A 13,530-nucleotide genomic window follows, 5' to 3' on the forward strand; every position below is an offset into this window, starting at 1 on the left:
ACTCATAGCTCAGCTGGATAGAGTACTCGGCTACGAACCGAGCGGTCGGAGGTTCGAATCCTCCTGAGTCCGCCACATCAGGGAAGGCTGTCAGTAATGATGGTTTTCTCGCATCAACCAGCGGTGATCTGGTTTATCAAGCGCCCTACGGACTCATAGCTCAGCTGGATAGAGTACTCGGCTACGAACCGAGCGGTCGGAGGTTCGAATCCTCCTGAGTCCGCCACACACAAGAAGCCCGCAGAAATGCGGGCTTTTTGCTTTTCAAGGTTTGGCTTTCACGCAGCCCGCCTCATCGAAGACGACCTGACGAGTGTTGCCCTTGGCATCCCGATAGTGATATCGGGTCTGGTTGTTGTTCCTGCTGATCTTGTCCGGCGTGCCAAAGGCGCTTTCGATGTCCTGCTGATTCATTCCAGCCAAAACCTGCTGACGAATCCGCGCGGTGCGCTTCTGTTGACTGGTGAGCAGCAACCCGCACGGGGTCTCCGATTGGCTGCTGCCGATTACCAAGCCGGACTTATCGGTGCGGCGATCAGGTCTAGGGGGCTCCGGAGGCGGCAGGCTGTTGATCTGTGGCGAAAGGGCCTTCTGTGCAGCTCCAGGTGGGCAGGCCTGATCGGAAAAGCTGACATGGCCTTGTGAGTCCGCGCAGCGATAGATGCTGGCAGCGGGCAGAGCGCTGGGCAGGCCAAGCGCGACCAGGCAGCAGCTGGTGCGAAGCAATCCGTGCATAAGGGGTATCCCTAGGTGGTAAGCAGAGCCGCGCAGCATAGGCGGCGTGACAGGGCTTTGCAGTGTCCTGGTCTCAATCGAGTGCATCCAATAGGTGAAGATGGCCGAGCTTTGCCGTGCAAACGCTTGTAGTGCCGAACTTTTATCGCGCGCAATGGCCTCAGGCAGTGGTAATATTGCCCGGTCAGCCCCGCCGGGGCTTGTGGATTCCCACCATGGACTTACCCAGTAGTAACTCACTCACATTTTCGATTGCCCAATCGCGTATTGACTGATTGATCCCCTTTGGCGTGCTCCGCTTCTGGGGTGGAGCGCGCCAATGACTGAAGTAGAAGCCAAAAAGCCGCAAGAAAGCCTGCAAGACCGCTTGGCGCAGGTTGTCGACCTGCTGCATCGCCACCGCCTGGTCGAAGACCTTACCCATCGCCAGGAAGGTCAGCACCAGGATCGCGTTGACGATCTGGTGCGTCGGCAGAACCTCGCTGAGTTGCAACGCAAGCTTGACGAGCTGCACCCCGCCGACATTGCCCACATTCTCGAAGCTTTGCCGCTCGATGAGCGCTTGACCGTCTGGCAGCTGGTCAAGGCCGAGCGCGACGGCGATATTCTTCTTGAAGTCTCCGATGCGGTGCGCGAAACCCTGATCGCCGACATGGACGATCATGAGCTGATCGCCGCTACCCGGGACATGGATGTCGATGAGCTGGCCGACTTGGCGCCGGAGCTGCCGCGCGACGTCGTCCACGAGCTGATGGAAAGCCTCGATGCGCAGCAGCGCGAGCGCATGCGCTCGGTGCTGTCCTACGAGGAGGATCAGGTCGGCGCGCTGATGGACTTCGAGATGGTCACCATCCGCGAAGACGTCAGTCTGGAAGTGGTATTGCGTTACCTGCGCCGCCTCAAGGAATTGCCTGGGCATACCGACAAGCTGTTTGTGGTCGACTACGATGGCGTGCTCAAGGGGGTGCTGCCGATCAAGCGCCTGCTGGTCAATGACCCTGAGAAGCAGGTGGCCGACGTCATGGCCAGCGATCCGGTCAGCTTTCATCCCGATGAGGATGCCTACGACGCTGCCCAGGCGTTCGAACGCTATGACTTAGTGTCTGCCCCTGTGGTCGACAAGAACGGCAAGCTGATCGGTCGACTGACCATTGATGAGATCGTCGACTTGATTCGTGAGGAGAGCGAAAGCGAAGTTCTCAACATGGCCGGTCTGCGCGAGGAAGAAGATATCTTCGCCTCGGTGTGGAAGTCGGTGGGCAACCGCTGGGCCTGGCTGGCGCTCAATCTGATTACAGCCTTTATTGCTTCGCGGGTGATCGGGTTGTTCGATGGCTCGATTGAGAAGCTGGTTGCTCTGGCCGCATTGATGCCTATTGTTGCAGGTATTGGCGGCAATTCCGGTAATCAGACCATCACCATGATTGTGCGCGGCATCGCCCTGGATCAGGTCGGCACTGGCAACACCTCGCGACTGTTACGCAAGGAGCTGGGTGTGTCGTTGGTCAACGGACTGCTGTGGGGTGGCGTGATCGGTTTAGTGGCTTGGTGGCTGTACGGCAACTGGTCGCTGGGCGTGGTTATGACGGCGGCAATGACCCTCAATCTGCTGCTGGCGGCGTTGATGGGGGTATTGATTCCGATGACGCTTGAGCGCCTGGGAAAAGACCCGGCGATGGGGGCCAGTGTCATGATCACGGCGGTGACCGACAGTGGTGGCTTCTTTATCTTCTTAGGGCTGGCAACACTGTTCTTGCTCTAAGCGAAAACAAGGCGGTTCGGTTACAGATATAAAAAAACCGGCAAGAGCCGGTTTTTTTATATCTGTTTCAATGTTATTCGCCGGCTGCCATTTCCATGTCATGGGCAATGAGCGCGACCAGCGCGTTTTGCTGGCGGCGAGTTAGCTGGCGGAAGCACTGCACCAGTTCGCGTTCATTAAGCGTCAGCTCAGGACTGTCTAGGCGCGAGGCCAGGTCATCGGCCAGTGAGGCCTCTTGAATCATGCTCTGCTCAAGGCGGGCAATGATTTCGGAGTTCATGCTGCGGTGATGAGTGCGAGCTACTTCGGCGATGCGCTCGCGCATGCCGTCGGGCAAGCGGACAACGAATTTGTCAGCCGTGCGGCTTGAATAAACAGCCTGTTTCATAGGGCGCATACGTTATCAACCAATAGTCTAGAAGGGTGCTGGGAGTGGCGCTTAAGTCGCAGGTTGGACTTAAGTCCGGCCTTTAAGTTCAACAACATCTTCTTTTTTATAAATATTGTCGCAAGACATTCATAGTTTGGTTCACTTAAAGGCTTTTTGCCAGCACCGATCATCCAGAATGCGATTGCATGCTCAGTATTTGCTCAGCGAGGCAGGCGCAAGGAACGTTCTTGGCGCAGTGGTGTCTGGCGTTTTTTGGGGAGGCGAGATGAGTCACCTGATCTATCTCATGGGGCCTTCAGGCTCTGGCAAGGATAGCCTGTTGAACGCTGCCCGTGACTCTTTGCAGGCGCGTGGATGCTATATCGCGCGTAGGGTCATCACTCGCTCGGCGGAAGCCGCGGGCGAGGATGCGGTGAGTGTCGATGCCCAGGAATTTGCCCGCTTGAAAGAGCAGGGCGCCTTTGCGTTGAGCTGGCAGGCCAATGGTCTGGCTTATGGTATTCCCCGTGTAATTGATGACTGGCTGGGCGGTGGCCATGACGTCGTGGTCAATGGTTCCCGCGCCCACCTGCCCGCCGCCCGGGCGCGTTATTCGCAGTTACAGGCGGTGTTGTTGGAGGTGGATGAGGCGGTGTTGCGCCAGCGTCTGCTGTCGCGTGGTCGTGAATCAGCTAAGGAGATCGATGCGCGCCTGGAACGTAGTGCCAGGTTGCGGTCCGATGCCGGAATGGAAGGCGTCTGGCGGTTGGATAATTCCGACTCGCTCGAGATGAGCGTTGCGCATTTTTTGCAGTGGTTCGATGGGCTGCCGGTCAGGCATCCGGGCTCTTGAAATTTTCTCCATAAACCTCATGTAGTCAGCGTGGGATGCCGAAGTCGGGTCCCGCATTTCCTTGCTGATTACTCAGGAGAATTTTCATGAGCACTGCATTTTCCATGGCGCCGCTGTTTCGTCAGTCTGTTGGTTTTGATCGCTTTAACGACTTGTTCGAGTCGGTCCTGCGCAACGAAAGCGGTAGCAGCTATCCACCCTATAACATTGAAAAGCACGGTGATGCGCAATACCGAATCGTCGTGGCGGCGGCTGGTTTTCAAGAGCAGGACCTGGAGTTACAGGTCGAGCGCGGGGTGTTGACGGTGAGCGGTGGAAAGCGTGAGCGCGAGGGTGAAAGTGTCACCTATCTTCATCAGGGAATTGCCCAGCGCGCTTTTAAGTTGTCGTTCCGTCTGGCCGACCATATCGAGGTTCAGGGGGCGGCTTTGCAAAATGGCTTGTTGAATATCGATCTCGTGCGCATCGTGCCGGAAGAGGCCAAGCCCAAGCGCATCCCGATCGGTGCTGTGCGCCACGCGTTGCAGAGCTGACAGCTCCCTGCTTGAAAAGAATGTCCGCGATTATTCGTGGACATTCTTTTTTGAGGCGTCGGGTGTGTTCGTGGCGGTCAGCAGAGCGTGGAAATCTTCCGGCGGGATCGCGCGACTGAAAAGGTAACCTTGATACAGGTGACAACCCTCTTGTTGCAGGAAGTCCAACTGCTCTGTTTCTTCCACGCCTTCGGCAATGGTCTGCAGACCCAGGCTGTGGGCCATGGCAATGATTGCACGAACGATTGCGCCGTCATTGCTGTTGAGCAGCGCATCATGGATGAAGGACTGATCGATTTTCAGCGTATCCACCGGCAGGCGCTTGAGGTACGTGAGTGACGAGTAGCCGGTACCGAAATCATCCATGGCGAAGGCGACACCGATACGTTTAAGGCGTTGCATCTTGTGAATGGTGTCTTCGATATTGCGGATAGCCACGCCTTCGGTGATTTCCAGCTTCAGTGTCTGTGCCGGAAGCGCGCTTGCCTTCAGGCAATTCTCCACGTCTTCGACAAAATCGTAGTGGCGGAACTGGCGAGGGCTGATATTGACGCATAAGTGAAAATTGTCCGGCTCGATCAGCGCCTCATCGAGAAACCAGGCGCAAGCTTGGCAGGCGTTGCGCAATACCCAAAGTCCTACCTCTTGGATGAGGCCGCTCTCTTCCAAAACCTGCATGAAGCGCTCGGGCGTCAGCTCGCCACGCTGTGGATGCTGCCAGCGCAGCAAGGCTTCGGCGCCGATGATCTTCTGGCTGCGAGCATCGACTTGCGGTTGAAACACCAGTCTGAACTGCTGGCGGGGGAGCGCCTGGCGCAAGTCGTTTTCCAGCAACAGGCGCTCGCTGACCAAGGCCTGCATGTGGCTGCGAAACACATGAATGCTATTGCGCCCGGAATCCTTGGCCCGATAGAGCGCGATGTCGGCGCGTTTGAGCAAATCATCGGAGCTGGTGCCGTGATCGGGTATCAGGGCGATGCCAATGCTGGTTGTGAGTTGCAGGTGGCGGCCATCGATCAACATGGCCTCGGCCAGACGTCTGCGGAGTTGCTCGGCCACCAGGTGCACTTGGCGAATGACTTGCGCACGTTTGCCTTCCAAACCGGAAAGCAACACGACAAATTCATCCCCCCCAAGGCGAGCCACGGTATCTTCCCGGCGCACGCTGGCTTGCAGGCGGCTGGTGACCATGCGCAGGACCGCATCGCCGACGGGATGGCCGAGGGAATCGTTGATGTGCTTGAAATGATCCAGATCAAGGAACAGGACCGCGCCACGCAAATCGTGACGGGTGAGCAAGGCAATCTGCTGGGTCAGGCGGTCGAGCAGCAAGGCGCGGTTGGGCAGGTTGGTCAGTGAATCGTGGTAGGCCAGGTGCTGGATCTGGGCCTGAGCTTCTTTCAACTCGCTGATGTCGCGCGCCGTCAGCAGCAGGCAATCGCAGCCATTGAGGGTGATGGACTCAACCGAGACTTCGGCAAATTTCAATTGGCCGTCTCGGTCTAGCAGGTGCATTTCACGGCGTGGCAGGCGGCCGTTGCGCTCGAGGGCTTCGGCCATCTGCTGACGTTGTTCAGGGCTGATCCACAGATTCAAATCTCCCAGGGTGCGACCGATCACGTCCTCGGTGCTATAGCCGGTCAGGCGCCGGAACCCCTCGTTGACTTCGATGAAGCGGCCGCCGCCTCGCTCAAATATGGAGATGGCGTCGGGGCTGGAATGGAACGCCTTGGCAAATTTTTCCTCGCTGGCCTGTAGCGCTTGGGCGGCTTGCTGCTGGCGAGTTATATCGTGGAATGAAGTGGTGATGTAGCGCTGGCCGTCCACCTGGATGTAGCGGCTGGAAATCAAGCAGGTCAATTGCTGGCCGTGTTTGGTGTGAAACAGAGCCAAGACATTGTCCAGCACCTGGTCGCGGGCGAGTTGATCGAACAACTCCCTTCGTTGCCCGATATCGGACCAAAAATTGAGGGCCTGGGCACTGTGGCCGACTATCTCGTCGGGCTGCCAGCCAAAAACCTCGGTGAAGCTGGGATTGATTTCCAGAAACTCCCCGTCATCAATCCGTGACACGCAGATCGGTGCGGGGCTGGCATGAAACAGCGTGGCGAATTTTTCTTCAGACGCGGCCAGGTGTTGTTCGCGCACGACACGCTCGGTGATGTCGATGAGGATGCCAGTCATGCGCAATGGGTTACCGGCAGCATCCCGATAGAGGCGGGCGGTGCTTTCCAGGTGATGGACCTCACCTGTGCTGAAGCGCGAGCGATAGGTGGTGTGATAATCATCGCGCTTGCCGCTGAGCAGCTCACGGTAGGTGCGACGCATTTGTTCGCGATCGTCTTCATGGACGCTGGCAAAGAACATGCGGAAATTACCCTGAAACGATTGGGCGGCTAGCCCATGTAGGGCTGCTGCGCGAGCCGAGCCAAACAAGGTGTCGCTGGGGATGTGCCAGTCCCAGGTGCCCAGCATGGCGGACTCCAGGGCCAGCGCCAGCCGTTCGCGGCTGTCTTGCAACGCCTGTTCCTGAACCCGCTGCTGGCTCATGTCGCGTAGGGTGGTCACCAGGCAAGGCTGGCCGTGCAGCTCAATGGGGGCGCTGTAGAAGCGACAGCTGCACAGACTGCCGTCACGTTTGCGCAGGTGCGCTTCGAAATCGCTCAGGCTGCCATGCCTGGCCAACTGCTCGCGCAGCTGGTCACGCTCAAGGGGATCGATCCAGAGGCCAAGCTCATCGGGAGTGCGGCCAATGGTGTCTTTTTTGCTCCAACCGAACAAGCTTTCAAAACCGGCATTGACTTCGACGAAACGCCCACCGGCCAGCTCACTGATCACCACGGCGTCGGGTGTATTGCGCAAGGCGTTACTGACGATTTCATCCTGATTGAGCAGGTTGTGTCGTTCGTCGTGCTGCAGACTGATGTCGCGTACGGTGCCCAGGATATGTCGCCTGCCCTGTAGGTCAGTGTGCAAGCGGCCCTTGAGCTCCAGCCAATGTAAGCTGTTGTCGGGCCAGTGCAAGTGATGGGCGATGGGTTTGCTCGCCGGCGGCGTGGCAAAGATGGAGCGAAAATAGCGCAGCAGGCGCGGACGATCCAAGCGAGGAATACGGCGGAGGTACGCGCGCCCATGTGTGAGTCTTGCATGCAGTACCGGGCCAAGCAGTGTCTGAGCAGTGGAAGACCAATGAAGCTTTCCACTGTCTAGTTCCAGGCACCAGGCTCCCAGTTCGGCGCAGTCAAGCGCAGTCTCGAGCCAGGTGCTTTCCAGCATGGGGTTTGGACTCTGGGCTGCCTGTCGTGTGTCGAAGGGCGACAACGCAGCTCGCGAACTGTCTTTGGTCATCAAGCGCCCCGGGCAGTGAGAAGCTACAACCGTCGTTCATGCCAAGTGGATATGGGACTACGGTAGGCTTACCTCGGTTCTCCAGGCAAGGATTTCGGCTGGGTGTCGAGCAACAGCATGAACGCTTTCGCAGCGTTGGACAGTGTGCGTTCGGTATGCACGATGTAGCCAAGCTGGCGTGACAGCTGAATACCGGGCAACGGCAGGCGCACTACCTGCCGATCAAGCATGGTAAGGGGCAGAACGCTCCAGGCCAGCCCGATGGAAACCATCATCTTGATCGTCTCCATATAATTGGTGCTCATGGCGATGTTCGGTGTCAGTCCCTGACTTTCAAACAGTTTATGAACGATATGGTGTGTGAAGGTGTTGCTACCGGGAAAAACCGCTGGATGGCGTGCCACATCGGCCAGGCTAACCGTACCATTGCTGGCCAAGGGGTGCTCGGACGCGGCAACGAAATCGAGGGGATCATTCCAAACGGGTACGGCCCGCACGGGCAGACGGGTTTCCGGTGCCAAAGTGATAACGGCCAGTTCCGCGCGGCCGTGCAGCACTTCCTCATAGGCGACTTCCGAGTCGAGAAAGCGGATATCCAGGCTGACCAGGGGATAATGGCGCGTGAATGCCCGCAACAAGGGCGGGAGGCGGTGCAAGCCAATATGATGGCTGGTCGCCAAGGTCAGCCGACCACTGATCTCGCCATTCAGGTTACTCAAGGCGCGGCGCGTGTCGTCCAGTACGTTGATGATCTGATAGGCGCGGGGTAACAGCGCACGCCCGGCCTCGGTCAGACCCACTTCACGGCCCAGGCGATCAAACAGCCGCACATCGAGCTGGAGTTCCAGCACTGCGATGCGCTTGCTGACTGCGGGCTGGGTCAGGTGCAAACGTTCGGCGGCGAGAGAGAAGCTGCCTGTTTCAGCGATAGCCAGAAAGGCCTGCAGGGCGGCGAGGTCCATGGAAGGAGTTCCGGGAATTCATCCTGCGCATTCCTGTTTGGAATCCGTTGGATGAAAAATATGAATTTGAGTTATTCCTCTCAAGTTCATAGCATAAAATCCATAAGCGCAAGGGCCCTGCCCATAAGAAACTGATGAGGAATGTCCAATGGCCGGTAAAACGCTCTATGACAAGCTCTGGGAGATGCACGAGGTCAAGCGTCGTGATGATGGCTCGTCGTTGATCTATATCGACCGCCACATTTTGCACGAAGTTACTTCGCCCCAGGCGTTTGAAGGCCTGCGCCTGGCTGGCCGCAAGCCTTGGCGCATCGATGCCAATATCGCCACGCCGGACCACAACGTGCCGACTACCAAGGCCGAGCGCCAAGGTGGTCTGGAAGCCATCGCCGATGAAGTGTCGCGCATTCAGGTGCAGACCCTCGACGAGAACTGCGATGACTTTGGCATCCTCGAATTCAAGATGAACGACGTGCGCCAGGGCATCGTCCACGTAATCGGTCCGGAACAGGGCGCTACCTTGCCGGGCATGACCGTGGTTTGCGGTGATTCGCATACCTCGACCCACGGCGCTTTCGGCGCGCTGGCCCACGGTATAGGTACCTCGGAAGTCGAGCATGTGCTCGCCACCCAGTGCCTGGTGGCCAAGAAGATGAAGAACATGCAGGTGCGGGTCGAAGGCAAGCTGCCGTTCGGCGTCACTGCCAAGGATATCGTGCTGGCCGTGATCGGCAAGATCGGCACCGCCGGTGGTAATGGTCATGCGCTGGAATTCGCCGGCAGTGCGATCCGCGACCTGTCCATGGAAGGGCGCATGACCATCTGCAACATGTCCATCGAGGCGGGTGCCCGCGTTGGCATGGTAGCGGTGGATGAGAAGACCATTGAGTACGTCAAGGGTCGCCCCTACGCACCCAAAGGCGCCGACTGGGAAAAGGCGGTCGAAGTTTGGCAAGACCTGGTGTCCGATGCAGACGCCGTGTTCGACACCGTGATTGAAATGAAGGCCGAAGACATCAAGCCGCAGGTCAGCTGGGGCACCTCGCCGGAAATGGTCCTGGCCGTCGATCAGAACGTGCCGGACCCGGCTGGTGAGAACGATCCGGTTAAGCGCGATTCCATTGTTCGCGCATTGAAATACATGGGCCTGACTGCCAGCCAGCCCATCACCGATATCCGCCTGGATCGCGTGTTCATCGGCTCCTGCACCAATTCGCGGATCGAGGATCTGCGCGCGGCGGCCATCGTTGCCAAGGGCCGCAAGGTCGCCGCGACCGTCAAGCAGGCGCTGGTGGTGCCAGGCTCGGGATTGGTCAAGCAGCAGGCCGAGCAAGAGGGGTTGGACAAGATTTTCATTGAGGCGGGCTTTGAATGGCGTGAACCGGGCTGCTCCATGTGCCTGGCGATGAACCCGGACAAATTGGGCAGCGGCGAGCATTGCGCTTCCACCTCCAACCGCAACTTTGAAGGCCGTCAGGGCGCAGGTGGTCGTACCCACCTGGTCAGTCCGGCCATGGCTGCCGCTGCGGCGGTGACCGGCCATTTCATCGATGTTCGCGAACTGATCCAGGCCTGAGGAGACGCACCATGAGAGCCTTTACCCAACACACCGGCCTGGTCTGCCCACTGGATCGTGCCAACGTCGATACCGACCAGATCATTCCCAAGCAATTCCTCAAGTCGATCAAGCGCACCGGCTTTGGTCCGAACCTGTTCGATGAGTGGCGTTATCTGGACGTGGGTCAGCCGAACCAGGACAGCTCGGGACGCCCGATCAACACCGAATTTGTGCTCAACTTTCCTCGTTACCAAGGTGCCAGCGTGTTGCTGGCGCGGGAGAACTTCGGTTGTGGCTCCAGTCGTGAGCATGCGCCCTGGGCCTTGGAAGAGTACGGTTTCCGTACGATCATTGCGCCCAGCTTTGCCGATATCTTCTTCAACAACAGTTTCAAGAACGGCCTGCTGCCGATCATCTTGAAGGAAGAAGAAGTTGATGAATTGTTTCAGCAAGCCGAGGCCACCGAAGGCTACCAGTTGACTGTGGACCTGGCTGCGCAGACCGTGACCCGCCCGGACGGCAAGCAGTATCGGTTTGAGGTCGACGCCTTTCGCAAGCATTGCCTGCTCAACGGCCTGGATGACATCGGCCTGACTCTGCAGGACGCCGAGGCGATCAAGACGTTCGAGCAGAAGCATCAGCACGCTCAGCCCTGGTTGTTCGGCGCAATCAAATAACATTGGCCTCAAGCCTCAAGCCTCAAGCTGCAGGCAGCTCGATTTGGGCTTGTAGCTTGAAGCGTATATTCAAAGGAATTTTTAATGTCCAAGCAGATTCTGATTCTCCCAGGTGATGGCATCGGCCCGGAAATCGTCGCCGAAGCGGTCAAGGTACTGGAACAGGCCAACCAGCAATTCGGACTGGGCGTCGAGCTGTCCTATGACGAGTTGGGCGGCGGCGCGTACGACAAATACGGTGTCCCGCTGGCTGACGAAACCCTGGAGCGCGCCCGCCAGGCCGATGCGATTCTGCTCGGCGCCGTAGGCGGCCCGAAGTGGGACACCATCGACCCGGCGCTGCGCCCTGAGCGTGGACTGCTGAAAATTCGCTCGCAGCTGGGCCTGTTCGGCAACCTGCGCCCGGCACTGCTGTATCCGCAACTGGCTGCCGCATCGAGCCTGAAACCGGAGATCGTGGCGGGCCTGGATATTCTCATCGTTCGCGAATTGACCGGTGGCATCTACTTCGGCAGCCCGCGCGAGAACCGCGTGCTGGAAAATGGCGAGCGCCAGGCGTATGACACCTTGCCGTACAGCGAAAGCGAAATTCGCCGCATCGCCAAGGTCGGTTTTGATATGGCGCGCGTGCGCAGCAAAAAACTCTGCTCGGTGGACAAGGCTAACGTGTTGGCGTCCAGTCAGCTGTGGCGCACCGTGGTCGAAGAAGTGGCCAAGGATTATCCGGATGTCGAGCTGAGCCATATGTACGTCGACAACGCCGCGATGCAACTGGTGCGCGCGCCCAAGCAGTTCGACGTAATCGTTACCGACAACATGTTCGGCGATATCCTCTCGGATGAAGCCTCCATGCTTACCGGCTCCATCGGCATGCTACCGTCTGCCTCGCTGGATGCCCGCAACAAGGGCATGTATGAGCCCTGCCACGGCTCGGCTCCGGACATCGCCGGCAAGGGGATCGCCAACCCGCTGGCAACAATTCTCTCGGTCTCGATGATGTTGCGCTACACCTTCAATCAGGGGGCCGCGGCCGATGCCATCGAGCAGGCGGTAAGCGTCGTTCTCGATCAGGGCCTGCGTACCGGCGATATCTGGTCTGAAGGTTGCCAAAAGGTAGGTACCCGCGAAATGGGCGATGCAGTAGTCGCCGCGCTGCGGAATCTGTAATCTCTCGGGCTCGCCGCTCAGGTGGCGGCCCACTACTTTCTTTAGGGTTGGTTGAATGAAACGTGTAGGTCTGATCGGTTGGCGCGGCATGGTCGGTTCCGTGCTCATGCAGCGGATGCTGGAAGAGCGGGACTTTGATCTGATCGAGCCGGTGTTCTTCACGACATCCAACGTCGGTGGCCAAGGCCCGGCGATTGGCAAGGAAACCGCGCCACTGAAGGACGCCTACAGCATTGAGGAACTGAAAAGCCTCGATGTAATCCTGACCTGCCAGGGCGGCGACTACACCAACGAGGTTTTCCCCAAGCTGCGTGAAGCTGGCTGGCAGGGCTATTGGATCGATGCCGCTTCCAGCCTGCGCATGCAGGACGACGCAGTGATCGTGCTGGACCCGGTCAACCGTCGGGTGATCGACCAGCAACTGGACGCCGGCACCAAGAATTACATCGGTGGCAACTGCACCGTGAGCCTGATGCTGATGGCGCTCGGGGGGTTGTACGAGGCGGGTCTGGTTGAGTGGATGAGCGCCATGACCTACCAGGCAGCCTCCGGTGCCGGCGCGCAGAACATGCGCGAACTGATCAAGCAGATGGGCGCGATTCATGGCGCAGTGGCAGATGACCTGGCCAATCCCGCCAGCGCCATCCTGGATATCGACCGCAAGGTCGCTGAAACCCAGCGTGGCGAAAGCTTCCCGGTCGACAATTTCGGCGTGCCGCTGGCCGGCAGCCTGATCCCCTATATCGACAAGGAGCTGCCCAATGGGCAGAGCCGCGAAGAGTGGAAGGCCCAGGCCGAAACCAACAAGATTCTTGGCCGCTTCAAGAATCCGATCCCGGTCGACGGATTGTGCGTGCGCGTCGGCGCCATGCGGTGCCACAGTCAGGCACTGACCATCAAGTTGAACAAGGACGTGCCGATCTCGGATATCGAAGGCATGATCAGTCAGCACAACCCCTGGGTGAAGCTGGTGCCGAATCAGCGCGAGCTGAGCATGCGCGAACTGTCGCCGACAGCCGTTACCGGTACCTTGACCGTGCCGGTCGGTCGCTTGCGCAAACTCAACATGGGCTCGCAGTTCTTGGGCGCCTTCACTGTTGGCGATCAGTTGTTGTGGGGTGCGGCTGAGCCCTTGCGACGTATGCTGCGCATTCTGCTGGAGCGCTAGCGCTCTGCGTTGAAAACAAACGCCACACTTGTTGTGGCGTTTTTGTTTGCAAGCTGAGGAAGCTGGGTTTTGTGGCACCGTCCGGCGTGATTCACTTGTCGACGGTTACGATTGCTTTAAAGTGCGACCCCATTTTCGAAGGCATATGCAGGGCGCCAATCGCTGTTGCCGTAGACAGTGAACCGGCCCCGTAGTAAGGGTATTGATCGACACTCTTGAATAACGCGGTTTCCCAAGAGCGGATCTTCTCTTTTGCAGCTTCGGGGCCTGTCATGTCTCGATCAAAGCTCCGGTAAGCGAAGAATTTCGGCAAGCTCACCGCGTTGGCTGCAGCGACAGCATCAGCGTATCGCTACAAGCTGCGAAGCCGTTGATTTAGTGCAGGTGATACCGATTG

Annotated in this window: 11 protein-coding genes and 1 tRNA gene; 8 read left to right on the forward strand and 4 right to left on the reverse strand. The window is 58.4% G+C overall.

Annotated features, from left to right (window positions below; translation table 11 throughout):
• Nucleotides 1-149: 149 nt before the first annotated feature.
• A tRNA-Arg gene (locus H9642_RS17820) sits at nt 150-226 on the forward strand.
• 38 nt (nt 227-264) lie between these two features.
• Here H9642_RS17820 and H9642_RS17825 read toward each other — a convergent pair.
• Entirely contained in the window at nt 265-975 is a 711-nt protein-coding gene (locus H9642_RS17825; RefSeq protein ID WP_251837809.1) for a DUF4124 domain-containing protein, read from the reverse strand.
• A 79-nt stretch (nt 976-1,054) separates the two neighbouring features.
• Here H9642_RS17825 and mgtE point away from each other — a divergent pair, with 79 nt between their 5' ends.
• Entirely contained in the window at nt 1,055-2,497 is a 1,443-nt protein-coding gene (gene mgtE / locus H9642_RS17830) for a magnesium transporter (protein WP_251837810.1), read from the forward strand.
• Between the two features lie 73 nt (nt 2,498-2,570).
• Here mgtE and H9642_RS17835 read toward each other — a convergent pair whose 3' ends face one another.
• The gene (locus H9642_RS17835) at nt 2,571-2,894 is read right to left on the reverse strand and encodes an Arc family DNA-binding protein (RefSeq protein WP_251837811.1); all 324 of its coding nucleotides are present in this window, start codon (nt 2,892-2,894) and stop codon (nt 2,571-2,573) included.
• Between the two features lie 259 nt (nt 2,895-3,153).
• On the opposite strand from H9642_RS17835, the gene phnN reads away from it, so the two are divergent.
• Together phnN and H9642_RS17845 are read left to right on the forward strand one after the other, a co-directional pair.
• A complete protein-coding gene (gene phnN / locus H9642_RS17840) occupies nt 3,154-3,720 on the forward strand; it encodes a phosphonate metabolism protein/1,5-bisphosphokinase (PRPP-forming) PhnN (protein WP_251837812.1) in 567 nt (188 codons plus the stop codon).
• An 86-nt stretch (nt 3,721-3,806) separates the two neighbouring features.
• Nucleotides 3,807-4,253, forward strand: a complete 447-nt coding sequence (locus tag H9642_RS17845; protein ID WP_251837813.1) for an Hsp20 family protein — start codon at nt 3,807-3,809, stop codon at nt 4,251-4,253.
• Between the two features lie 30 nt (nt 4,254-4,283).
• Here H9642_RS17845 and H9642_RS17850 read toward each other — a convergent pair whose 3' ends face one another.
• Both H9642_RS17850 and H9642_RS17855 read right to left on the reverse strand, forming a co-directional pair.
• Nucleotides 4,284-7,355, reverse strand: a complete 3,072-nt coding sequence (locus H9642_RS17850; protein ID WP_251837814.1) for a sensor domain-containing protein — start codon at nt 7,353-7,355, stop codon at nt 4,284-4,286.
• Between the two features lie 314 nt (nt 7,356-7,669).
• Entirely contained in the window at nt 7,670-8,563 is an 894-nt protein-coding gene (locus tag H9642_RS17855) for a LysR family transcriptional regulator (protein ID WP_251837815.1), read from the reverse strand.
• 148 nt (nt 8,564-8,711) lie between these two features.
• Here H9642_RS17855 and leuC point away from each other — a divergent pair, with 148 nt between their 5' ends.
• From leuC to asd, 4 genes are all read left to right on the forward strand, one after another.
• Nucleotides 8,712-10,139 carry a 3-isopropylmalate dehydratase large subunit gene (leuC, locus tag H9642_RS17860; protein ID WP_251837816.1) on the forward strand — a complete coding sequence of 476 codons (1,428 nt, stop codon included), beginning with the start codon at nt 8,712-8,714 and terminating at the stop codon, nt 10,137-10,139.
• Nucleotides 10,140-10,150: 11 nt separating this feature from the next.
• Nucleotides 10,151-10,798, forward strand: coding sequence for a 3-isopropylmalate dehydratase small subunit (gene leuD / locus H9642_RS17865; protein WP_251837817.1), 648 nt, complete (start codon nt 10,151-10,153; stop codon nt 10,796-10,798).
• 84 nt (nt 10,799-10,882) lie between these two features.
• The gene (leuB, locus tag H9642_RS17870) at nt 10,883-11,965 is read left to right on the forward strand and encodes a 3-isopropylmalate dehydrogenase (protein ID WP_251837818.1); all 1,083 of its coding nucleotides are present in this window, start codon (nt 10,883-10,885) and stop codon (nt 11,963-11,965) included.
• A 55-nt stretch (nt 11,966-12,020) separates the two neighbouring features.
• Nucleotides 12,021-13,133 carry an aspartate-semialdehyde dehydrogenase gene (gene asd / locus H9642_RS17875; RefSeq protein ID WP_251837819.1) on the forward strand — a complete coding sequence of 371 codons (1,113 nt, stop codon included), beginning with the start codon at nt 12,021-12,023 and terminating at the stop codon, nt 13,131-13,133.
• Nucleotides 13,134-13,530 lie beyond the last annotated feature (397 nt).

The organism is Serpens gallinarum (assembly GCF_014836765.1).
Lineage (GTDB): Bacteria > Pseudomonadota > Gammaproteobacteria > Pseudomonadales > Pseudomonadaceae > Serpens > Serpens gallinarum.

Bases quoted from the DNA above. Each gene is read 5' to 3' on its own strand.
- leuD (WP_251837817.1), top strand. From the start codon at position 10,151: ATGAGAGCCTTTACCCAACACACCGGCCTGGTCTGCCCACTGGATCGT.
- H9642_RS17855 (WP_251837815.1), bottom strand. From the start codon at position 8,563: ATGGACCTCGCCGCCCTGCAGGCCTTTCTGGCTATCGCTGAAACAGGC.
- mgtE (WP_251837810.1), top strand. From the start codon at position 1,055: ATGACTGAAGTAGAAGCCAAAAAGCCGCAAGAAAGCCTGCAAGACCGC.
- phnN (WP_251837812.1), top strand. From the start codon at position 3,154: ATGAGTCACCTGATCTATCTCATGGGGCCTTCAGGCTCTGGCAAGGAT.
- H9642_RS17835 (WP_251837811.1), bottom strand. From the start codon at position 2,894: ATGCGCCCTATGAAACAGGCTGTTTATTCAAGCCGCACGGCTGACAAA.
- leuB (WP_251837818.1), top strand. From the start codon at position 10,883: ATGTCCAAGCAGATTCTGATTCTCCCAGGTGATGGCATCGGCCCGGAA.
- H9642_RS17845 (WP_251837813.1), top strand. From the start codon at position 3,807: ATGAGCACTGCATTTTCCATGGCGCCGCTGTTTCGTCAGTCTGTTGGT.
- asd (WP_251837819.1), top strand. From the start codon at position 12,021: ATGAAACGTGTAGGTCTGATCGGTTGGCGCGGCATGGTCGGTTCCGTG.
- leuC (WP_251837816.1), top strand. From the start codon at position 8,712: ATGGCCGGTAAAACGCTCTATGACAAGCTCTGGGAGATGCACGAGGTC.